Source organism: Novosphingobium resinovorum (assembly GCF_036352595.1).
Lineage (GTDB): Bacteria > Pseudomonadota > Alphaproteobacteria > Sphingomonadales > Sphingomonadaceae > Novosphingobium > Novosphingobium resinovorum_B.
The window spans coordinates 124,677-145,253 of record NZ_JAZFAX010000007.1; the positions used below are offsets into that span (position 1 = coordinate 124,677).

Genomic DNA, 20,577 nt, shown 5'->3' on the forward strand with positions numbered 1-20,577 from the left:
GGAGAAGGACAATGGCCGGAAGGCTTCAGGACAAGGTCTGCGTCATCACCGGCGCGGGATCCGGCATGGGCCGGGCGATGGCGCGGCTGTTCCATGCCGAGGGCGCGCGGCTGGTGCTCGCCGACATCTCGGGCCGGCAGGACGAGGTGGCGGTACAGCTTGGCGAAGAGGTTGTCGCGGTCCACTGCGACGTTTCGGACGAGGCGCAGGTCAGGGCGCTGATCGCGGCGGCGGAGGATCGCTTCGGCCGGCTCGACGTGCTGTGCAACAACGCCGGCTTTGGCGGCGGCATGGCGGCGCTGCACGAACAGCCGCTGGAGCTGTGGGACAAGGTCCATGCCACCAACATCCGGGGCGTGTTCCTGGGCATGAAGTACGGCATCGCATCGATGCTGAAGACCGGCGGCGGCGCGATCGTCAATACCGGCTCGGCCTCGGCGGCGGTGGGGTGGAAGCACCACGGCGTCTACAGTTCGGCCAAGGCGGGCGTCCACCAACTGACCAAGGTGGCCGCGCTCGACTATTCGGACCGCAACATCCGCGTCAACGCGGTGGCGCCGGGCACGATGTGGACCGGCCTGGTCGAGGCCTCGAAGACCCATGACGCCCCGCCCGAGGGTTTTCCCACGCTGGCCGGTATCCCGATGGGCCGCTGGGGCAAGGCGGAGGACATCGCTGCCGCCGCACTGTTCCTCGCCAGCGAGGAGGCCAACTATATCACGGGCGTGATCCTGCCGGTGGACGGGGGCTATTCGATCGGCTTCTCCGGCATGGGCGCCGAGCGGCCGGGGATCGTCAGCGTGAATCCGGACGGGGGGTGACGGCCTGGAGCCACGGCGCCACCGCGATCCCCTCGAGCGCGGGATCGGCCCAGAGGTATTCGGTATAATGCCCGATGCGCCTGCGCGTATCGACGTAGCAGAAGCACAGTCCCGCCTCTGCCGAGGGCTCGGGCGGGAACAGCAGCGCCAGCTGGTCCCCGCTGGCGCGGACGTCGGCCAGCAGCGCTTCCCATGCCGCGTAAGGCCCCGGCACCGCGACCGCGACGTGGTGGAAGGCAAGCACATGCGCCGAAAGGTCCACCGCATCGGTATAGACTTGGGTGACGCCGGAGACCGGCTCGATGATCTCGAACTGTCGCAGCGTGCCTGCACCGGCGCCTACCTCACCGACGTTGGCTATCGCCGATTTCACTCCCAGCCGCCGCTGCTCGCCGTAAGACAGCACCGCGATTTCCGATTCGCTGCGGCGAAACCCGGCGATGCCCAGCTGCGTCTCGGCATGGGCGACGGCCATGTCCATGTCGCGCGTGGCGTAGCTCATCTGGATCAGCTGGCCGTAGCGCGCGCCGAGGTGTGTCATGGGCCTGTGCTCCCGCCGTATCGTCGGGGCGGTGATGCGGGGCGGGGGCGTTCCTGACAAGATAGTGCATGCTACTCCCCTGCCGGGGCGGCGCTCGGCGCCATGCGAGAGGAGAGGCGAAACCCATGGATTCGAGCGAGGCGAAGCATGCCGTGGCAACCGGCGGTGCGCGTGGGATCGGGCCAGGTATCGTCGATGCGATGGCCCGGGACGGCGGGGCGTGACGGGCGACCGGCTGGCGCGGCTGGAGGCGCAGCTTGCCATCGCGGATCTCGTCCACGGCTATGCCCGCGCGGTACGGCGCGAGGCCTACGAGGATATCCCGGCGCTGTTCGCGCCGGATGGGACGTTCGAGGTCCGCTCGGGCGCGCCTGACCACGCGGAGTTCGCGGTGCGTCAGCGCTTCGAGACGCCCCGAGCGCTCATGGCGTTTCTGCTCGAGGGAAAGGGCCGGCCGCATCCGGTGCCGCTGATCCACAACCTGATCGTCACGGTCGAGGGCGACACGGCGCAGGCCAATGCCATGATGACCGCGCGCATCACCGGCACCGACCGGGCGGTGACCGGCGAATATCACGACAGCTTCGTGCGGCATCAGGGGCGCTGGCTGTTCGCCGCGCGGATATACACGATGTTCGCCGCATAAGGACGTCTCCGGGGATCGGGCAAGTGCCGGATCAGGAGCCGGCCGCCCCTTTCGCGCGCCGGATGCAAGCAATCCGCCCCAAGCCCGCAATTGCATCGCGCGGGCGCGGCGCGTAGCACGCGCGCATGATCGCGCACGTCGAACCCTTTCACGCCACCACCATCGGTCGCCTCGCCTACGAACTCGCCGCCGAGGGGCGCGACGTGATCCACATGGAGTACGGCCAGCCCTCGACCGGGGCACCCGCCGCCGCCATCGCCGCCGCCCACGCGGTGCTCGACGCCGAGGCCGGCGGCTACTGGGAAAGCCCGGCACTGCGCGAACGCATCGCCCGCCATTACCGCGAGGCCTATGGCGTCACGGTCTCGCCCGAGCAGGTGTTCCTTACCTGCGGCGCCTCGCCCGCCTTCGTGCTGGCGCTCTCGTGCCTGTTTCGCCCCGGCGCGCGGGTGGCGCTGGCGCGGCCGGGCTACGTCGCCTACCGCAATGCCATGCGCACGCTCTATATCGAGCCGGTCGAGCTGCCGTGCGGCCCGGCCGAGCGCTACCAGGTCACCGCCGTCGCGCTCGATGCGCTGGACCCGGCGCCGGAGGGGCTGATCCTCGCCAGCCCGGCCAATCCCACCGGCACCGTCATCGCGCCCGAGGAACTGGGGGCGATCGCCGCAGTCTGCGCGCGCAAGGGCATCACGGTGATCTCGGACGAAATCTACCACGGGCTGACGTACGACATGACGGCCGATTCGCTGCTCCAGCATGTGCCGGACGCGCTGGTGGTGAACAGCTTTTCCAAGTGGTTCTCGATGGCGGGCTGGCGGCTCGGCTGGCTGGTGGTGCCGCCGCGCCTGATCGACGCGGCGCGCGCGCGGATCGCCAACCTGTTCCTGACCCCGCCGGTGCTGGCGCAGCACGCCGGGCTCGTCGCCTTCGACTGCATCGAGGAGCTGGAAGGCCACCACGCCAATTACGCGCGCAACCGCGAGCTGCTGCTGGCCGCGCTGCCGCGCCTGGGCCTGCAGCGCATCGCCCCGCCCGACGGCGCCTTCTACATCTGGGCGGACATCGGCCACCTGACCAATGACAGCTTCGCGTTCTGCCGCCAGCTGCTGGCCGACACCGGCGTCGCGACCGCGCCGGGGATCGACTTCGACCCCGTGGACGGCCACCGCTTCATCCGTTTCAGCTTCGCGGTATCGACGCCGGAAATCGAGGACGCGATAGAACGCATGGCGGCCTGGTTCGCCGCCCGGCAGGAGGCCGTCGGCGCTTGACTTGTCTTTCCTGACTGCGATCCTGTGTGGATCATAAAAAGGGGAGAGGCAGATGGCGACTTTTGTTCTGGTCCACGGCGGCGGCCATGGCGGCTGGTGCTACAAGCCGGTAGCGCAGCGCCTGCGCGCGCTGGGGCACGAGGTCCACGCGCCCACGTTGAGCGGGTTGGCCGATCGCGCTCACCTGCTGAGCGGGGACATCGACCTCGAAACGCACATCGCCGACGTCGCGGGTCTGCTGGAGTTCGAGGATCTGGCCGGGGTCATCCTGGTCGGCCACAGCTATGGCGGCATGGTCATAACCGGGGCAGCCGATCGCCAGCCCGGGCGAGTCGGCCACCGTGTCTACCTCGACGCCGCCTATCCGCGCGATGGCGAGTCGCTTTACGAACATGCCTACGAGGCGATCCACGGCGCGCGGCAGGGGCTGCACGAAGTGGCCGGGGTGCCGCTGGTCATGGCGCCGATGGCCGGGATGGCGGCGTTCTTCGGCGTGACCGACCCGCAGCTCGGCGCCTGGACCGACGCCCGGCTGACCGCGCAGCCATGGAAATGCTTCGACCAGGCGCTGGTGCTGCAGAACGAGGCGGCGATGCGCAAGATACCGGAAAGCCACCTTATTTGCAGCTCGACCGTCCCGGGGCGAGACATGGCGCTGCTGACCGAACGGTCGCAGGGGCGGGTGTGGGACATCGATACCGGGCACGACCTGATGCTCACCGAACCGGACTGGGTGACCGGGCGGCTGGATGCCATCGCCGGCCTCTGAATCGCCGCTTCGCCTCCGGAAAATTGCCCAAGGGCTCTGCGCAGGCTCGAATACACGGGTGCTTCACCCGGGCTGGATAAGATGTAACAAGGTGGGACGCCGAATCCGGGCTATGGGGAACTGCGTATTGACGCTGGACCACGTCTGGGGACTGTGGCGCACCTTCGGAACGCGAAAGAAAACGGCAACGGCGATGGCAGGCATCTTGGACAAGTTCGGCGGCGGACGCGCGCGCGCGAAGCGGCTGCGCGATTTCCTCTACGATTGCGCGGGCAGCGCCCCGTGCGAAGAGGCGGACCGCGTCCGCGAGGCGGTGCAGTTGCTGGGCGGCGGCGGCATCGATGCCGCCGCCCCTCTCGATCATGCGCGGATCGAGGTCATGCTGGCTTGCGACGCGGCAATGAACGCGGTGCTGGAAATCCTTGGCCCCGACATGGCCTTCATGCTCTCCCGCGGGGGGAACGAGGCTTGCCTGGCGACGGTGGTGCCCCCCGGCCGCGCGGAAGAAGCGGTCGCCGAAGGATCGACGCTGGCGCTCGCCATGCTGGCTGGCCACGTCGCGGCGGTGCTGGCGCGTCTCGAGACCGAAGAGCATGTGGCCGAGGCCCAGATCGCCCCGGCCTCGATGCGGCTGCACTGAATTCGCCCGGACTGGATCAGGGCGGCTTCGGCTGCGGCAGCTTTCCCGGCAATCTGGGCAAAAGCCGCCGTGCCGGTTACGCCCTCTTGGCGGACATGCAGCCTTCCGAGCCGCCCCCTGCGCCGCCTCGTGCCGCAGTGCCGGCCTATGAACCCCGCTCAGGCTGAGCTTGTCGAAGCCCCTGCCGCGCTGCGCAAAGGGCCTGTCCCGCGACAGGCCCGGCCGGGAGGGGAATACGGCCGGGCCTGCGCCTTCGACTGCGGATCAGGCGTCGGCGCCCTGGCAACCAATGGGGACAAAGGACGGCGCCGACAGCCACGGTCTAGCCCCTTCATGGCTAACATCCGGTTCACGGTGCATTAGGGCTTGTTCCGGATTATCCGTCAGTTCACCAGTGCCGCCTCGATCGCGATGCGGATGGCGTCGGACGTATGGTTCGCGCCTAGCTTGTTGAGCATGTTGGCGCGGTGGATCTCCACGGTGCGCGGACTGATCGAGAGCTTTTCGCCGATCAGGCGATTGGACAGGCCGTTGGCGACGCCGCCCAGCACCTCGCGCTCACGCCGCGTCAGGCGATCGATGCGGGCGCGGGCCATGACTTCGCGCAGCTTGGCGTTGCCCAGGCTTTCGGCACGGGTGATCGCCTTGCCGAGGCTGTCGGTTAGTTCCTCGGGCGAGATGGGCCAGGCGATGTAGTCGATCGCGCCGTCGAGGATGGCCTGGACGATCCGCTGCGCGCCGGGTTCCTCCGAGAAGGCGATGATCGGGAACCATTCGCCGTGGCGTGCCATGCTCTCGATCAGGTCGTCGATGGCGCCGGCCTGGTCATGGATCAGCACCACGCCCGAGCGCGGCCAGGCCATCGCCAGTTCGGAGATGTTCTCGAACGGTTCGACATGGATGCCCCCGCTGGACAGCACATGGCTGATGGCCGCGCGGCGGCGCATGTCGCTGTCGATCAGGATCAGGTTGGAGATGAGGTCCACGGCAAGGCTCCCATGATGTGTGCCATTGGGTTTGTGCCTAAGGAGTTATTCGCATCTTCGACGCCGCGTCGCGCGAGACCTGCTCCGAAACCGAGGCAAACGGCGGACTAATCGCGGCTAACGCGTGCTTTTCCGTGACCTACGCAAACACCGAAACGGGTCCGTCCGGGCGCGCCGGGCCTTCTATCCCGCCCGCAATGCCTGGCCGATCTCGGCGAAGTCGGTGCGCAGGGCGGTGATGGCGTCCGCATCGAAGGCCAGCGCATTGTCGAGGATCGTGCGCCGCGCGCCTTCGTAGAGCTGGCCCAGCGCCACGGCCATTCCATCCGCTCCCGCCACGCCCATCTGCAGCGCGGTGATCGCGGTCAGCGCGCGCGTCATCGAGCGGCTCTTGAGGCAGTTGTCGCCGTTCAGGTCGGCGTGGACGGCGGTGCCCAGCGCGCTGACGAGGTGTTCGTAGCACAAGTGGACCAGTTCGGCGGGGCCGGCGCCCGCCACGCGCGCGTCGAAATCGACGCGGCGGTAGGCTTCCTGGGGGGAGCAGGGCTTCAGCATCGTCAGCTCGACTTGTTCCACTGGGCGATCTGGTTCGTCAGCATCGAGCCGGTCGACTTGAACGCGCCGATCCGCGATTCCGACGCGGTGTACTGCGCCACCAGCCGCGCGCGCAGCTTTTCCTGCTGGTCGGCAAGGTCGGTCTTCTCGGTGGCGATGCCGGTCTTCTTCTTGGTGTAGCCCGCGATCGAGCTGCCCAGCGAATAGGCGTCGGTGGTCGAAGTGGCGCTGCGGTAGATCTTGTCGATCGTGCCGAAGACGCCGTTGACGCCGTTGGTGAACATCGCCGCGACGCCCTTGGGGTCAGCGGTCTGCGTGGCCTTCAGCCGGTCGGTGTCGAGCGTGAACGTGCCGTCGCGCTGGATCTTGAGGCCAAGGTCGGACAGCGTCTTCGCCGCGCCGGTGGCGCCCGGCATGATCGCGGCGCCGCCAAGGCTCGCCAGCGAGCGCTTGAGCGCCCGCGCACCCGCGTCGTTGGCGAGGTCGCCGCCGATGGAAGTCGCGGTGTTCAGCGCGGAAACCACCTCGTTCAGCGCATCGACGAAGTCCTGCATCGAGGTGGCGATGGCGCTCGACGGGTCGGAGAAGCTGACGGTGGTGGGGGCGCCGGTGTTGCTGGCGGTCAGTTGCAGCTTTACGCCGGGGATGGCGTCGGTGACGGTGTTGGACTTCGCCGTCATCGACAGGCCATCGATCTTGAAGGCGGCGTCGGTGGCGGTGTTCATCAACTGGCCGTTCGCCGATCCCGGCGACCACGCCAGCACGGACAGGCCCGCGTCGGCGCTCTCCAGCACGAAGCCGTTAGCCGCGCCTTCCGCGCCCTTGAGCACCAACTGCGCGCCGTCCACCGTGGTGGTGACATAGGCGCTGACGCCCGCATCCGCGCCGTTGATCGCGCTGGCGACATCGGCGAGGGTGGCGCCTTGCGGGATGGCGATGTCCACGGCAGCGTGGGCGCTGTCCTGCGCGAAGCTGCTGCCCGATACGGTGCCGAACTTCAGCGTCAGCGTGCCCGAGCCGACCGGGCTGGTGGTCGCGGCGAAGGGCGCGCTGGCGAGTTGCTGGCGGCTGGCGAGCTGCGTCACTTCGAGCGAATAGCTGCCGCTCGGCTGGCTGGAGCCGGACAGCGAGGCGCCGGCGACTGCGGCATTGGCGAGACTAGGCGTGCGCGCAAGGCTGCCCGAACGCACCAGCGTGCCGAGCGAGGTGTCGAGGCCGAGCATCAGCGACTTGATGTTGGAGGCGGCGGAAATCTGCGCGTCGAGCTTGTCGGACTTCGCGGCAAGCCTGTCGTTGCGCGAGGCGAACTGGGCCTGCGCTAGGTTATTCGCCAGCGCGGTCATGTCCACCCCGCTGCCCCCGCCGAGCGCGGTCACGAGCGAACTCGTGGTGGTGGCCGAAGTCGTGGAGGAGGTGGTGGTCATGGCTGCTAGAACGGCGGCTTGCGGGCGGGGTTAAGAGTTTCACGCGGAGGTGCGGAGAAGAAAAGGGAAGGGTGGTTCACGCAAAGGCGCAAAGGCGCGGAGGGGTAGCGGTTGCGGCGCATCCACTTCTTGATCTGACGCTGCGTATTACGCCGGGTCTGGCGATGAAATGAGCCTGCGGCGCAGCATGATCTCTTTGCGCCTTCGCGCCTTTGCGTGAACCCTTCTCCGCGTCTCCGCGTCTCCGCGTGCAACCGAATCACGAAACCGACCCCGGATCGAGCCGCCCGTCCACATCGAACCGCAGCGTCACCGGCACCGAAACTTCGGGGTTCGGCCGCTTCTCCCCGCGTTTCAGCGCCAACACGAAGGCCAGCAGCGCCGCCACCGCGACATAGTGTTCCTCGCGGATCACCTGCCGCTCGCGCGTGGTGTAGAACACCGAGCGGGCCAGCGCCGGGTAGTGCAGCACCGGCACCGCGTATTCGGCGGCGAGGTCGCGGATCGCCAGCGCGGTGTCGCCGCGCCCCTTGGCGACGAGGATCGGGGCGGAGGCCTTGGCCGGATCATAGGACAACGCGACCGCGAAGTGCGTCGGGTTGGCGATCACGAACTGAGCCTGCTTCATTGCGGGCACGAGGCCGCCACTGGCGATCTTGCGCTGGCGTTCCTTGATCGCGGCCTTCTTCTCGGGCGCGCCTTCGGCTTCCTTGGATTCGTCGCGGACGTCCTGCAGGGTCATCATCAGGCGCTTGTTGCGGCGGAACAGCTGGATCGGCAGGTCGATCAGCGCGATCAGGAACAGCCCGGCGGAGAGCCAGAACAGCAGCAGCACGATGGTGTTCCATGCCCACGCCAGCTGCGCGAAGACGTCGCCGCGCCCCAGCCGTGCGAAGGCGTCGATGCGGCCCTCTGCCCAGACCCACGCGATCACGCCCAGCAGCGCGACTTTGGCGAGGCCCTTGGCCATCTCGATCCAGCCGGAGGGACCGAACACCCGCTTCAGCCCCGACATCGGGTTGATGCGCGAGCCCTTGGGCGCAAGGTTGCCGCCGAGCCAGCGGCCCTGCCCGAAACTAAGCTGCGCGATGAGCGAGATGGCGACGATGCCGAGGCCCAGCACCGCGATCGGCGGCAGCGCGGCGACCAGCGCGCCGGTCAGCATGGTGCCGGGGGCGAAGTCGTCGAGCGCGGCGCGGTCGAAAGTGAAGCTTGCGCGGATCAGGCGCTCGCACAAGTCGAGCAGCCATGGTCCCGCCAGCAGCAGCCATGCGCCGCCGACCGCCATCGAGGCCGCGATCGCCAGTTCGCGCGGGCGGATGACATCGCCGCGCTTCGCCGCGTCGCGCAGGCGCTTTTCGCTGGGGGCGAAGCTCTTCTCGCCCTCTTGTTCGCTCATTTGGCCTGCCCGCTCACTGGAACAGCTCCTCGGCGTGGCTGAGGGCTTCGGCGGAGAGGCGGGTGACGAGATCGGTGAGGACGGGCGCGGAGATCATCAGCGCGGCGATCCCGCCCAAGACACCCATCGGCAGGCCCAGCGAGAACAGGTTGAGCGCCGGGGCCGAGCGGCTCAGCACGCCCGCCACCAGCTGCACCACCAGCAGCACCAGCGTCACCGGCAGGGCGATGGCGACGGCGGTGAGGAACATCTGGCTGGCGAACCCGGCGATGAGGTCGAACCGTTCCGGCCCCAGCCACGTCTGGCCGGGCGGGAACACCTCATACGAACGCACCACCAGCGCGAACCATTGCAGGTGCGCGCCGAGCGCGAGGAACACCACGGTCATCACCACCATGAAGTACTGACCGATCGCGGGGGACTGCGTGCCCGCGACGGGATCGACCGCGACCGCCATGTTCATGCCCATGCCGCCGCCTATGATCTCGGCCGCGATGACCGGCGCGGCGAACGAGAGCTGCAGGATGAAGCCGAGCGTCAGGCCGACCAGCACTTCGCCCATGACCGACAGGATGCCCATCGCCGAGAGCATCTGCGCGGGCGCCTGCACCGGCGTCCAGGCGCAGACCAGCACCGCCACGCCCCCCGCGACCATGACGCGCACTTGCGGCGGCACCGTCACCGCGCCGAACAGCGGGGCGGCCACGAGCGCGGCGCCAATGCGGGTCATGACGAAGACGAGGCGCCAGAACTCGGCCTCCAGCGGGCCGTAGCCGAAGTCGATGCCGTTCATCAGCCACCCACTTCGTCATTGCGAGCGTAGCGAAGCAATCCAGAGCCGTTCCGCACCGCCCTGGATTGCTTCGCTACGCTCGCAATGACGGAAGGTGAGGGCATCATTGCGCCTGCGTCTGCTGCCCGGTGGCGGCGATCTGGGCGAAGATGTCCTGCGTGTAGTCGGCGATCAGCGTCATCATCGAACCACCCAGCAGCACCAGCACCAGCGCGATGACCGCCAGCTTGGGCACGAAGGTCAGCGTCTGCTCGTTCACCGAAGTCGCCGCCTGCACCACGCCGATGACGAGGCCCACCGCCAGCGAGGCCAGCAGCACCGGTGCGGCCACCAGTGCGGTCACCCACAGCATCCGGTCGGCAAGGGCGAGGAGGGCGCTTATGTCATCCATGGCGATGCCTTGCGCGATGGGGCTTCGAGGGGCCGCGCTTGACCCTTCGACAAGCTCAGGGTGAGCGGGGGTAGTGTAAACCTCTCAAATCCGCTCAGGCTGAGCTTGTCGAAGCCCCATCGTAAAGACCGCAAGCCCATCACCCGAAACTCTGCGCCAGCGAGCCCATCAGCAGCGACCAGCCGTCCACCATCACGAACAGCAGCAGCTTGAAGGGCAGCGAGACCACCATCGGGCTCATCATCGCCATGCCCAGGCTCATCAGGACGGAGGACACCACCAGGTCGATCACAAGGAACGGCAGGAACAGCATGAAGCCGATCTGGAACGCGGTCTTGAGTTCACTGGTGACGAAGGCGGGCAGCAGGATCGAGAACGGCACGTCCGCCGCGCTGGCGAACCGCGGCGCCTTGGCCATCTCGGCGAACATGAGGAGGTCGCGCTCGCGGGTCTGGCGGATCATGAAGGCGTGGAAGGCGCGGCCGCCGTTCTGGATGGCGGTCTCGGCGTTCATCGTGCCAGCCGAATAGGGGGCGATGGCGGTGCGGTTCACGGCCTCCAGCGTCGGCGCCATCACGAACAGCGAGAGGAACATCGACAGCCCGATCAGCACCTGATTGGGCGGCGACTGCTGCAGCCCGATCGCCTGCCGCAGGATCGACAGCACCACCAGGATGCGGGTGAAACTGGTCATCATGAGGATCAGGCTGGGCAGGATCGTCAGCAGCCCCATAATGAGAAGCAACTGCAGCGACATCGTCATGCCGGGGCCGTCAGTGCCGCCCAGCGAGCCGAACGCGCGATCGAGCGCGCCGGGGATGGCGGCGGGGGCGTCCTGGCCGTGGGCGGTGGTGGAGAGGAGGAGCGCAGGGAGAGCGGCGCAGATCCTCCCCCAACGGGGGAGGGGGACCATGCGAAGCATGGTGGAGGGGCACCCTCGGCTAACGAGACGTCGCGTCATCGGCGCGTGCCCCTCCACCACCCTGCGGGTGGTCCCCCTTCCCGTCCCGGGGTGGACCGTCATTCCGCCCGCTCCCGCGCCGGGGCCTCGGCCAGCCGCGTCAACCCATTGCGCGAGGCGGAGACCAGTATCTCGCGCCCATGGAACTCGATCACCGCCAGCTTCAGCGTCGGCGAGAGCATCGTCGTCTCGACGATCCGGATACTCTTCGACCCCGCCCCGATCCCCGCCCGCGCCTGCACCATCTTCGCAAGGCGCAGGCATCCCCACACCATCGCCGCGATCAGCGGCAGCAGCACCAGCAGCTTGACCACATACCACAGCATCAGGCGTCACTTTCGCCCGGCAGCCCCAGCGCGTCGTCGGGCGCGGCGGTTTCCTCCACGCCCAGCATCTCGACGATGCGCAGGCCGAAGCGGCCGTTGTGCGAGACGACCTCGCCCTTGGCGATCGGCTTGCCGTTGACCAGTACGTCGAGCAGTTCGTCGGTCATGCGGTCGAGCATGACCAGGCTTTCCGGCCCCAGCGCCAGCACGTCCTTCAGTTTCATCTGTGTCCGGCCCAGCTCGACCGACAGGCGCACGTCGACGTCGCGAAGGAAATCGAGGCCGCGGGAATGGATGCTCATGTCGTCAATCGTTCCTCAAAAGGCATTCTGGAGCTGGACCGCGACACGGTCCTCGACTTCGCCGACGGTGCCCGCCGCGATGGTGCGCCCGTCGACCCTGAGCGGCACCGCGCGCGCCACCGTCACCGGCAGCACGTCGCCGGGACGCAGGGCGGAGAGGCGCGAGAAGGGCAGGGTCATGTCCACCAGCACCGCCGTCACCTCGATCGGGAGCGAGGCGAAAGGTTCGTCACCCGGCCCGGCCCGGCGCGTGCGGGCGGGCACCCGCCGCTTGCGACGCGGCGCGACGAGCGCGCTGGCGAGCGTGCCGAGCGGGAAGGCGAGCGCCAGCGACCATGCCTCGACGCCGGTTTCCTCCACCTCCAGCACGATCCGCAGCAGCGGTTCGCCGGGGCCGAACGGGGCCAACTGCGCGAGCACCGTGTCGCGCCGCAGCGGCACCACGCGGTGCACTTCGTCCCCGCCCATCCCGGCGGACAACGCATTGGCGATGGCGTCCTCCATGCGCGCCAGCAGCAGTTCGGCAGAGAGCGGAAAGCGCGTGGGCAGAGGATCGGGCAGCAGCCCGCGCCCGCCGAAGGTGCGGTCGAGCAGGCGCAGCACCGGCGCCGCCTCGAAGCTGGCGAGCAGCGGCAGGCGCTTGGGCCCAAGCCCCATCAGCGAATGCGCGGCGAGGCCGGTCTCCTCGGCGATCAGCGCATCGAGCGTGCCCTCGGCCGGGATGCCGATGCGGACCACCGGCGGCTCGCCGCCTGCCACGCGGGCGAGACCGGAGGGCAGCGTGCGCGCCAGCGTCTCGCCCAACTGCGTCAGCGGGCGCACCATCTCGGCGATCGACGGCCCCGCGCCCAGCAGTTCGGCGGCATGGCGCGCCTTCCTGGAGGAAGCGCTCGCCATCATTGCACGATGAAGTTGCGGAAGTAGACGGCATCGACGCCGCCGAACCCTTCCTTCTGGATCAGCACCTGGTTGATCGCGGCGGTCATCCGCTTTTGCAGGCGGTCCTTGCCCTCGGGCGTCGAGGCATCGTCCTCCGAGGTATCGGCAAGGATGCTGAGCAGCTGCGAGCGGATCGCCAGTTCGTGCTTGGCGAGCCACTGCAGCACCCGCCCGTCGCGCCGGGTGGAACAGGCGATGCTGGCCTGTACCATCGCGTCCGAACCCTTGAGGTTGGAGGTGAAATCGTCGGTGAAGGTGAAGTAGGCGGTGCGATATTCGTCGCCGCCCTCGCTCTCGGCCTCGGGCGCGCCGCCTTCGCCCTCGCCTTCCTTGGCGGGCGGGGCGTAGGGATCGACTTCGCCCTTCTTGATGAACTGCGGGCCTTCGGGCTTCTTCTCCTCGGCATGGCCGCCGCCGATGACGCCCGCCGCCATCAGCCCGAACACGCCGCCGCCGCCCACCGCCAGCATGGCGACAGCGATGATGATGATGCCCAGCTTGCCCTTCTTCTTCTTCTTCGGCGCCTCGTCATCGCCAGTGGACGGCTTTTCACTCATTCACGAAAATCCCCTGTTGTGCTGACGGCTCAGGCGTAGACGCCGCCCTGCTGCGGTTCGCCGCGCGGGCGGGGGCCGGAACCGGCGGACGGGTGCTGGTCCTGCTGGCGGGAGGCATGGCCTTCGCGGCGCTGCTGGCTCCCGTTGTGACCGGTGTTCTGGCTGGCGTTCTGGCCGGAGGCCTCGGCGCGGGCCTGCTGGCCCTGACCGTTCGGATTCTGCTGCTGCGAGGTCGGCGCATCGCGGTGCTGCTGATCGGCATTTCCCCCCGCCGCGCTGCTCGCCACGGCGGCGGCCGCAGCCTGAACGGAGGGCGCGAAGTCCGCGTCGCGGCTGGAGAGCGTCACCGACAGTCCGTTTTTGTCCTGCCCCAGCTGCATCGCCACGCGGCCGAACTCGGCATGCTCGAAGGCGGTGCGCACGACATGCGGCGATGCCGCCTCGCGCGCTTCGGCAAGGCGCGAGACGAGGGTGTCGAAGTCATGCGGCGTCTCGGTGGGAGCCGAAGGCGCGGGCGCGGAAGCCGCATCCTGAGCGACGGGGCCAAGATCCGCCGTAAGCGGCTGGCCAGACGCCGGGCGCGCTGCCATCTCGACGGGGCGGGCGGCAGGCTTGTCGGCCTCGGCGGGCGAGCGCGTTTCGGCTTCGCCCGAGTCTTCCAGAGCGATGCGGACGGATGCCGCGTCCGCGTGCTCCGGGCGTGCGGACGGAGTGGCGATCGGAGGCACGGTCGGCGTTGCGATGGCGATGGTCGTCGGCGAAGCGGTTGGTGCCGCCGTCGGGGCCGGCCCTGCAGGCGCGCCATGCGCCTCGCCAGTTGCTGGCCGTGCGAGCGGATCGCTTGCAGCGACCTGTGGCTTCGCAGGGATGTTATTGACCGCTTGGCGATCTGGCTCGGCCGCCGGGACGGTGGCCATCGGATCGGCCAGAGCGGACTTGGGAGGTGCAACGATCGGCGCGGCAGTCGCATTCACGAGCGGGGGCGCGATAGGCGAAGGTTCGGCATCGCCCTGAGGGACGATCGGCAGTGCTGCGCGACCGGGCGTCATGGGGAGCACCGCGTCGGCCACAGGCCCGACTGTCGAACCAGCCGCTGCCCGGACCGGCCTTGCGGGAGAGCGCACGATTTCGATCGGCTCGAACCGGATGGCGCGCACTTCGGCGGGGATCACGGTGGCAGCGGCGGGACGCGGAGCTACCGGCGTCGCCGCGTCCTGTGTCGGAGCGGCTGCGGGGCGAGGAACCGACGCTTCGGGAACCGGCGGAGCAGCGCCCGCAATCGGCGCGGCGATCGGAAGATCCACGCCGACCTTCGCCGTTACCCCGCCATCGCCCGGCTGACCGACTGGAGCAGCATTGGACTGCGATGCGTCGGAGGGTGTGGTCTCGCCCTTGGCTTTGGCAGGCCGGGCCTCGGCGGCCGGCGGCAACAACTTGCCGGAGGGCTTGCCGTTCTTGCCGTCCGACTTCACGATCGGCAATGCCTCCGCGTCGGCCTTCGGCAGGGGAGCGTCGGCGATGACAGCCGCCTTCGCGGGCGTCGGCGTCGTTTTCGGAGCGTATTCGCCAGCCTTCGCAGGGACGGGCATCGGCACGGCAGCGGCCGCAGGCGCGCTTTGCTCGGCGGGCTGCGCAAGCGGGGCAAGATGCGCCGTCAGGGCAATCGGCGAGGTGGCGGACGAAGGCGTGGCGAGGGTGGCCGAAATTGCCGGATTTCCGGGCGCCACGGGCAAGGAAGTCGTAGGCGCTTGTAATGCCGCACCGGCCTGCCGGACCAGTGCTGCAAGGCCGTCCTGCGCGCCTTTCAGCGCTTCGGACAGGGGTGTCTCGGCCATTTCGGGCAGCGTGCTTGCGGGCTTTGGTTCTGCTACCGGCAATGCTTCGACCATCGGCAAGGCAGCGCCTTCTACCTGCACCGCCGTAACCGCAGGCGCTACGCCCAGCAGGGCCGCGAAGTCACCGCCTGCCGTGGCGGCGACGGCGGCACCGCTCGCCGGAGAAAAGGCGGGGGTCAGGGAAGGGGCGGTGCTCTGGATCATGCGGCTTGGCGTCCTGCTGGAAGGCGATTCGGCAAAAGGTTAATCAAGTTCCGTGCCATTCTTGCGCTTCGCTCCCAGCGCGGGCACTTGCGCCTTGCTGGCGACCACGCGGGCCTGCGCGGCGGCGCGATCCTCGATGGCGGCGCGGCGGCGTTCGGCTTCGACGAGGGCCTGCTGCTTGGCATCGGCGATCGCGCGGGCGCGCAGGGTTTCGCCGTCGGTGGTGCTGGTGATCGTGCGCAGCCCGCTGACGAAGCGTCCCACCTGATGCAGCGCGGCGCCGTCAGGCGCGTCACGGCGCGCGGCGTAGTTCGCGGCAAGGGCGCGGGTGCGCTCGGCCAGGTTCTGCAACTGCGCCAGCGTGCTTTCGGCCTGCGCGGCCTCGGTGGCGGCGGTCTGCTTGGCGATCGCGCGCAGCTTTTCCAGCCGGTTAAGTCGGGCGAGTTTCTTGCGTTCGGGGGTCATCCCAGCAAAGCCAACAACTGCGCGGCGCTTTGCTGCAGCGTCACGACTTCGCCCTGCGGCTGGCACAGGAAGCCGGTGAGGGCGCCGTGCATGGCGATGGCGCGGTCGAGCTGGGCGTCGGCGCCCTGCCGGTACGCGCCCATCAGCACGAGGTCGCGGTTGGCCTCGTAGCTGGCGGTGAGCGCGCGGAAGGTGCGCGCGGCCTGCTGGTGCTCTCGGGGCACGATGTCGTTCATCACGCGGCTGAGCGAGGCGGCGATGTCGATCGCGGGATACTGCCCGCGCTGCGCCAGATCGCGCGAAAGCACGACATGCCCGTCGAGGATCGAGCGGGCGGTGTCCACCACCGGGTCGTCCTGGTTATCGCCGTCCGCCAGCACCGTGTAGAGCCCGGTGATCGCGCCGCCGCTGGCCGCCGAATTGCCCGCGCGCTCGACCAGCTTGGTGATCGTGGCGAGTGCGGAGGGCGGATAGCCGCGCGCGGCGCCGGGCTCGCCCAGCAGCAGGCCGATCTCGCGCCCGGCGTGGGCGACGCGGGTGAGGCTGTCGAGGATCAGCAGGACATTCCGGCCCTGTGCGCGAAAGTGCTCGGCCATCGAGGTGGCCAGCATCGCGCCGCGCAGACGCAGGTTGGGGGCGTGGTCGGCGGGGACGGCGACGATGACGGTCTTGTGGCGCTTGGCATCGTGCATGTGGCGCTCGACGAAATCCGAGACTTCGCGCGCGCGCTCGCCGATCAGGCCGACGATGATGATCTCGGCGCTGGCGCCGTGGGCGATCATGTCGATGAGGACCGATTTGCCGACGCCCGATCCGGCCATCACGCCGATACGCTGGCCCACGCCGAACGTGGTCATCGCGTTGAGCGCGCGCACCCCGGTGTCGAAGGGTCGGCGCACCGGGCTGCGGTCGAGCGCGGAGGTGCGCACGCCGCCCGAGGGCCATTCGAGGCGGGTGTGGATGGGCAGGCCGCCGTCGATCGGCAGCCCCTCGCCATCGACCGCGCGGCCGAGGAACGCCTCGCCCACCGGGAGCATGCCGGGGTGGCCCTCGGGCACCACGCGGGCGCCGGGGCGCAGGAGGATGGTATCGCCCAGGAGCATCATCATCGTGCGGCCGTTGCGGAAGCCGATCACCTCGGCGGCGAGCGTGGAGCGGCCGTTGAACACCTTGCACAGCGCGCCGACCGGGATGGAGAGGCCGCTGACCTCCAGCAAGCCGCCGTCGCAGGCGCTGACGATGCCGAACCGGCGCGGGCCGAGTTCGGCGGGCGCGGCAGCGAAGTCGGCGAGGATCCGGGCGTGGGGGGAGGTCATCTCACTGCCTCTCCACCACCCGTTCGTCATTGCGAGCGTAGCGAAGCAATCCAGGGCAGTTCAGCGCCGCCCTGGATTGCTTCGCTACGCTCGCAATGACGAAGGTGGAGGGTGTGTCGAGGGTGGAAGGCGTCGAGCGCGCGAAAAGCATCGTTCACGCCTGATGCAGCGCTTCGGCGATGGCGAGGCGCCAGGCTGCCGGGCCGTCCTCCACCCCGCCGGTCGCGGTTTCGACGCGCACGGTGCCGCGTTCCAGCGAGGGGTCGCCCTGCACCGTCCAGTCGGCCTGAAGGCGCGCGGAAACGAGGGCGATGTCGGCGGGATGCAACCGCACCACCCGCTCGTCGTCGGCGCGCGCCAGCATGGAAACGGCGCGGGTGATGCGGTTCATCAGCGCCACTTCGTCCAGCGCCAGAGGCCCCAGCGCCGCCTCGCACAAGGCCGCGACGGTATCGCGCAGGCGCAGGCGCAAGTTCTCGGCCAGCCCCGCGTCGAGGCGGGCGAAGGACAGCGCCAGTTCCTCGCGCGCGCGGTCGTCGGCCAGCAGACGCGCGGCGGCTTCGGCGCTGGCGGCGGCGTGGCCCTCGGCATAGCCGCGTCCGTAGGTCTCGGCGAGGATGTCGGGCGCGTCGGTCGCCAGTTCGTGATGCGGCGCGATCATTTCGGGCAACCCGCAAAGCCGCGCATTCGGGCGGAACGCGGGCGCCTGCCCCAGCGCCTCGGCCAGCGACAGCTTCGGGCGCGGGATACCCATGGAAAAGCCCATGTCAGACATAGTCGTCGTCCCCCGAGGAGCCGAACACGATCGTCCCGTCCGCCGCCAGCTTGCGGGCGACGGCGACCACCGCCTTCTGCGCGGTGACGACATCGGCCAGCTTCACCCGGCCGCGCGCGGCGATCTCGTCGCGCACGCCATCGGCGGCGCGGCTCGACATGGCGCGGAAGAACACCTCGCGCTCGTCTTCCGAGATGCCCTTCAGTGCATCGATCAGCGTCTCGTTGGGCACGTCGCGCAGCAGGGTGCCCATCGCCTGCGGGTCGAGCACGAAGAGGTGTTCGAACTTGAACATCTCCTCCTCGATCTGGCGGGCGAGCACCTTGTCGCGCTTGGTCAGCGCGCCCATGACGTGCTTTTCGGCGATCTTGCCGATGGAATTGATGATCTGCGCCGCCTCGCGCGCGCCGCCCATCTGCAGCGGGCGTTCGCCGTGGGCCTCGGAAATCCGGCGCGAAAGCACTTCCTCCAGCATCTCCAGCGCATGCGGGGCGACGGGGCCGAGGGTGGCGATGCGGTGGACGATCTCTGGCTGAACCTCGGGCGGCAGCCCGTGCATCACGGCGGCGGCGACTTCGGGGTCGAGCTGGATCAGCAGCACTGCGATCGCCTGCGGGTGCTCGCCCCGGACCAGCGGGATCAGCGCATCGGGGGTCAGCCAGCGGGCGAGTTCGAGCGAGGAGGTCGGCCCCGGCGCGGCCGGCGCGATCCGGCGCATCATGTTCTCGGTCTTCACCTCGCCGATGGCGCGGTGCATCATCGTGCGCACCTGCCCGACGCGGTCATGGACGACGAGGCCCATCTTCTCGGTCTTCTCGACGAAGCCGGTGATGGCGCTGGCGATCACGTCGGGGCCGATCTCGCCCAGCTGCACCATCTTCTCGCCCAGCAGGCGCAGTTCATGCGGCTCCAGCGCGGCAAGGATGTGCGTGGTCTGGTCCTCGTCGAGCAGCATCATCATGACCGCCGCGTTGTCGACGGGGGCCAGTTTCGCGATTTCGGTCATCAGGCGGCTTTCTGGTCGTCAGGCGGGCTGAGCATCTGGCGAAGGACGAGGACGGCGCTGTCGGGCTTCTCGGCGACGAGGCGCTGGGCGATCTCCAGCTGGCGGGCGAGCAGTTCGGCCCGGCTGATCTCGACGGCGACGCCTTCCACATCGCCGATCTCGGGCCGCGCGGTGAGGGCGGCAGTGGTGGAGGGCAGCGAGTCGTCCAGCTGGACGTCGCCCTTCTTCCCCTTCTTCGGCTTCGCGCTGCCGCGCATCGCGGTGATCATCGGCCGCACGCCGAGCAGCAGCACCAGCAGCACCGCGAGCACCGCCGCGCCGTTGCGCACGATCATCGCGAACCAGTCGGTTTCGTAGAACGGCGTGGCCTCGACCACGACCGGGCTAAACGCGCGGGTGACGATCTTGACGGTATCGCCGCGCGCGGGATCGGCCCCGACCGCCGCACTGACGAGCGCTTGCAAGTCCTGGATTTCCTGCGGTTTCGCGCCCTTCATCGCATCCTTGCTGATGGCGACGGCGACGGTCAGGCGCTTGATGTTGCCGGGGCCGGTTTCCGACACCGAGACCTGACGGCCCAGTTCGTAGGTACGGCTCGACGAGCTTTCGCCGTTCTGCGGGGCAGCGGCATTCGGCGCCGTCGTGGGCGTGCCCTGCGGCGCGCCCGGGACGGCCTGCGTCTGCGGCGGCGGAGTGTTGGAGAGCACGCCGGGCACGCCGCCCGCCTGTCCCGGCCCGGTGGTCTGCGACTGCTGCTGCTGTTCGGAGCGGACGACGCCGTCCTTGTCGTAGCTTTCGCGCGCGGCGGTGACCTGATCCATGTTCAGTTCCACCTGCGTCTCGGTGGTGAACTTGCCGTCGCCCAGCATCGGCGTGAGCAATTGCGACACCTGTTCGCGCAGCTTGGCTTCGAGGCGCGACTGCATGTCGAGGCGCTGGTTGTCGCCATTGTTGCCGCCTTCGGAAAGCAGCTGGCCGTGCTGGTCCACCACCCGCACCGCGTCGGGTGAAAGCCCCGGCACCGATCCGGCGACAAGGTTGACGATCGCGCCGACCTGGCTCTGGCTGAGGCTGCGGCCTGAGCGCAGGCGCACCATCACCGAGGCGGTGGGCGCCACGTTGTCGCGCACGAAGACCGAGCGTTCGGCCTCGGCGAGATGGACGCGCACGGCCTCGACGCCGTCGATCTGGCCGATCGTCAGTTGCAGGTCGTGCTCGCGCGCTGAGCGCAGGCGCTCACCCTCAAGGGTGCGGCTGGCGCCCATCGGCAGCTTGTCGAGCATCGCGTCGCCGCTCTCGGGCGTGGACAGCGCGCCGTCCTGCGCCACCAGCATGCGGGCCTTGTAGTAGTCCGCCTCGGACACGGTGAGGGCGCCGGTCTGGTTGTCGATGCGGTACTTGATCTGCGCGCCGTCGAGCGCCTCGGCCACGCCTGCGCGTTCGGAATCGTCGAGCTGGGCGTAGAGCACGCGCTGGGGCGTCGGGGCCATCAGGCTCCAGGTCAGCGCGGCGCCGCCGATCGCGGAGAGGCCGATGAAGACCGGCATCATCTTCTTCACGGCGGGCTGCTGGGTGATCGCGGACAGCCGCGTCAGCACGCTGCCGCCACCGGCGAAGGCTGACGCGGGACCGCCTGCGGGGACGAGATCGGCCAT

The 20,577-nt window shown here is 69.1% G+C and carries 23 protein-coding genes; 5 read left to right on the forward strand and 18 right to left on the reverse strand.

Annotation, left to right across the window (positions count from 1 at the left end; genetic code table 11):
- The first annotated feature begins 11 nt into the window (after window positions 1-11).
- The gene (locus V2S85_RS09210) at window positions 12-821 is read left to right on the forward strand and encodes an SDR family oxidoreductase (RefSeq protein ID WP_330702562.1); all 810 of its coding nucleotides are present in this window, start codon (window positions 12-14) and stop codon (window positions 819-821) included.
- Here the strand turns inward: V2S85_RS09210 and V2S85_RS09215 are convergent.
- Window positions 796-1,362, reverse strand: a complete 567-nt coding sequence (locus V2S85_RS09215) for a hypothetical protein (protein ID WP_330702563.1) — start codon at window positions 1,360-1,362, stop codon at window positions 796-798. The genes V2S85_RS09210 and V2S85_RS09215 overlap by 26 nt on opposite strands.
- A 220-nt stretch (window positions 1,363-1,582) precedes the next feature.
- Here V2S85_RS09215 and V2S85_RS09220 point away from each other — a divergent pair, with 220 nt between their 5' ends.
- From V2S85_RS09220 to V2S85_RS09235, 4 genes are all read left to right on the forward strand, one after another.
- Window positions 1,583-2,008, forward strand: a complete 426-nt coding sequence (locus V2S85_RS09220) for a nuclear transport factor 2 family protein (protein ID WP_330702564.1) — start codon at window positions 1,583-1,585, stop codon at window positions 2,006-2,008.
- A gap of 125 nt (window positions 2,009-2,133) precedes the next feature.
- Window positions 2,134-3,279, forward strand: coding sequence for a pyridoxal phosphate-dependent aminotransferase (locus tag V2S85_RS09225; protein ID WP_330702565.1), 1,146 nt, complete (start codon window positions 2,134-2,136; stop codon window positions 3,277-3,279).
- Between the two features lie 52 nt (window positions 3,280-3,331).
- A complete protein-coding gene (locus tag V2S85_RS09230; protein WP_330702566.1) occupies window positions 3,332-4,048 on the forward strand; it encodes an alpha/beta hydrolase in 717 nt (238 codons plus the stop codon).
- A 193-nt stretch (window positions 4,049-4,241) separates the two neighbouring features.
- Window positions 4,242-4,688, forward strand: coding sequence for a hypothetical protein (locus tag V2S85_RS09235; protein WP_330702567.1), 447 nt, complete (start codon window positions 4,242-4,244; stop codon window positions 4,686-4,688).
- A 383-nt stretch (window positions 4,689-5,071) separates the two neighbouring features.
- Here the strand turns inward: V2S85_RS09235 and V2S85_RS09240 are convergent, their stop codons facing one another.
- The 17 genes from V2S85_RS09240 to fliF form a co-directional block, all read right to left on the reverse strand.
- Window positions 5,072-5,674 carry a response regulator transcription factor gene (locus V2S85_RS09240; RefSeq protein WP_330702568.1) on the reverse strand — a complete coding sequence of 201 codons (603 nt, stop codon included), beginning with the start codon at window positions 5,672-5,674 and terminating at the stop codon, window positions 5,072-5,074.
- A 183-nt stretch (window positions 5,675-5,857) separates the two neighbouring features.
- Complete coding sequence (locus V2S85_RS09245) at window positions 5,858-6,250, reverse strand: flagellar protein FliS (protein WP_330702569.1); 393 nt, start codon at window positions 6,248-6,250, stop codon at window positions 5,858-5,860.
- Window positions 6,232-7,653 (reverse strand): flagellar filament capping protein FliD, encoded by a 1,422-nt coding sequence (fliD, locus tag V2S85_RS09250; RefSeq protein ID WP_330702570.1) that lies wholly within the window; start codon window positions 7,651-7,653, stop codon window positions 6,232-6,234. The genes V2S85_RS09245 and fliD overlap by 19 nt, the downstream gene beginning before the upstream one ends.
- A gap of 259 nt (window positions 7,654-7,912) precedes the next feature.
- Window positions 7,913-9,052: an EscU/YscU/HrcU family type III secretion system export apparatus switch protein gene (locus V2S85_RS09255; RefSeq protein WP_330702571.1), complete on the reverse strand. Its 1,140-nt coding sequence runs from the start codon at window positions 9,050-9,052 to the stop codon at window positions 7,913-7,915.
- A 13-nt stretch (window positions 9,053-9,065) separates the two neighbouring features.
- Window positions 9,066-9,845 carry a flagellar biosynthetic protein FliR gene (gene fliR, locus V2S85_RS09260; protein WP_330702572.1) on the reverse strand — a complete coding sequence of 260 codons (780 nt, stop codon included), beginning with the start codon at window positions 9,843-9,845 and terminating at the stop codon, window positions 9,066-9,068.
- Between the two features lie 103 nt (window positions 9,846-9,948).
- Complete coding sequence (locus V2S85_RS09265; protein ID WP_330702573.1) at window positions 9,949-10,236, reverse strand: flagellar biosynthetic protein FliQ; 288 nt, start codon at window positions 10,234-10,236, stop codon at window positions 9,949-9,951.
- 139 nt (window positions 10,237-10,375) lie between these two features.
- The gene (gene fliP / locus V2S85_RS09270; protein WP_330702574.1) at window positions 10,376-11,158 is read right to left on the reverse strand and encodes a flagellar type III secretion system pore protein FliP; all 783 of its coding nucleotides are present in this window, start codon (window positions 11,156-11,158) and stop codon (window positions 10,376-10,378) included.
- 98 nt (window positions 11,159-11,256) lie between these two features.
- The gene (locus V2S85_RS09275; RefSeq protein ID WP_330702575.1) at window positions 11,257-11,523 is read right to left on the reverse strand and encodes a flagellar biosynthetic protein FliO; all 267 of its coding nucleotides are present in this window, start codon (window positions 11,521-11,523) and stop codon (window positions 11,257-11,259) included.
- Window positions 11,523-11,825 carry a flagellar motor switch protein FliN gene (gene fliN / locus V2S85_RS09280; protein WP_330702576.1) on the reverse strand — a complete coding sequence of 101 codons (303 nt, stop codon included), beginning with the start codon at window positions 11,823-11,825 and terminating at the stop codon, window positions 11,523-11,525. Before fliN ends, V2S85_RS09275 begins: the two co-directional genes overlap by 1 nt.
- Window positions 11,826-11,840: 15 nt before the next feature.
- Window positions 11,841-12,722 carry a FliM/FliN family flagellar motor switch protein gene (locus tag V2S85_RS09285; protein WP_330702577.1) on the reverse strand — a complete coding sequence of 294 codons (882 nt, stop codon included), beginning with the start codon at window positions 12,720-12,722 and terminating at the stop codon, window positions 11,841-11,843.
- A complete protein-coding gene (locus tag V2S85_RS09290; protein ID WP_330702578.1) occupies window positions 12,722-13,321 on the reverse strand; it encodes a flagellar basal body-associated FliL family protein in 600 nt (199 codons plus the stop codon). The genes V2S85_RS09285 and V2S85_RS09290 overlap by 1 nt, the downstream gene beginning before the upstream one ends.
- A gap of 29 nt (window positions 13,322-13,350) precedes the next feature.
- Window positions 13,351-15,360: a hypothetical protein gene (locus V2S85_RS09295; protein ID WP_330702579.1), complete on the reverse strand. Its 2,010-nt coding sequence runs from the start codon at window positions 15,358-15,360 to the stop codon at window positions 13,351-13,353.
- Between the two features lie 39 nt (window positions 15,361-15,399).
- The gene (locus V2S85_RS09300; RefSeq protein WP_330702580.1) at window positions 15,400-15,825 is read right to left on the reverse strand and encodes a hypothetical protein; all 426 of its coding nucleotides are present in this window, start codon (window positions 15,823-15,825) and stop codon (window positions 15,400-15,402) included.
- A complete protein-coding gene (locus V2S85_RS09305; protein WP_330702581.1) occupies window positions 15,822-17,141 on the reverse strand; it encodes a FliI/YscN family ATPase in 1,320 nt (439 codons plus the stop codon). Before V2S85_RS09305 ends, V2S85_RS09300 begins: the two co-directional genes overlap by 4 nt.
- Window positions 17,142-17,295: 154 nt before the next feature.
- The gene (locus V2S85_RS09310) at window positions 17,296-17,916 is read right to left on the reverse strand and encodes a FliH/SctL family protein (RefSeq protein ID WP_330702582.1); all 621 of its coding nucleotides are present in this window, start codon (window positions 17,914-17,916) and stop codon (window positions 17,296-17,298) included.
- Window positions 17,909-18,922, reverse strand: a complete 1,014-nt coding sequence (fliG, locus tag V2S85_RS09315) for a flagellar motor switch protein FliG (protein WP_330702583.1) — start codon at window positions 18,920-18,922, stop codon at window positions 17,909-17,911. The genes V2S85_RS09310 and fliG overlap by 8 nt, the downstream gene beginning before the upstream one ends.
- A complete protein-coding gene (gene fliF, locus V2S85_RS09320; RefSeq protein ID WP_330702584.1) occupies window positions 18,922-20,577 on the reverse strand; it encodes a flagellar basal-body MS-ring/collar protein FliF in 1,656 nt (551 codons plus the stop codon). Before fliF ends, fliG begins: the two co-directional genes overlap by 1 nt.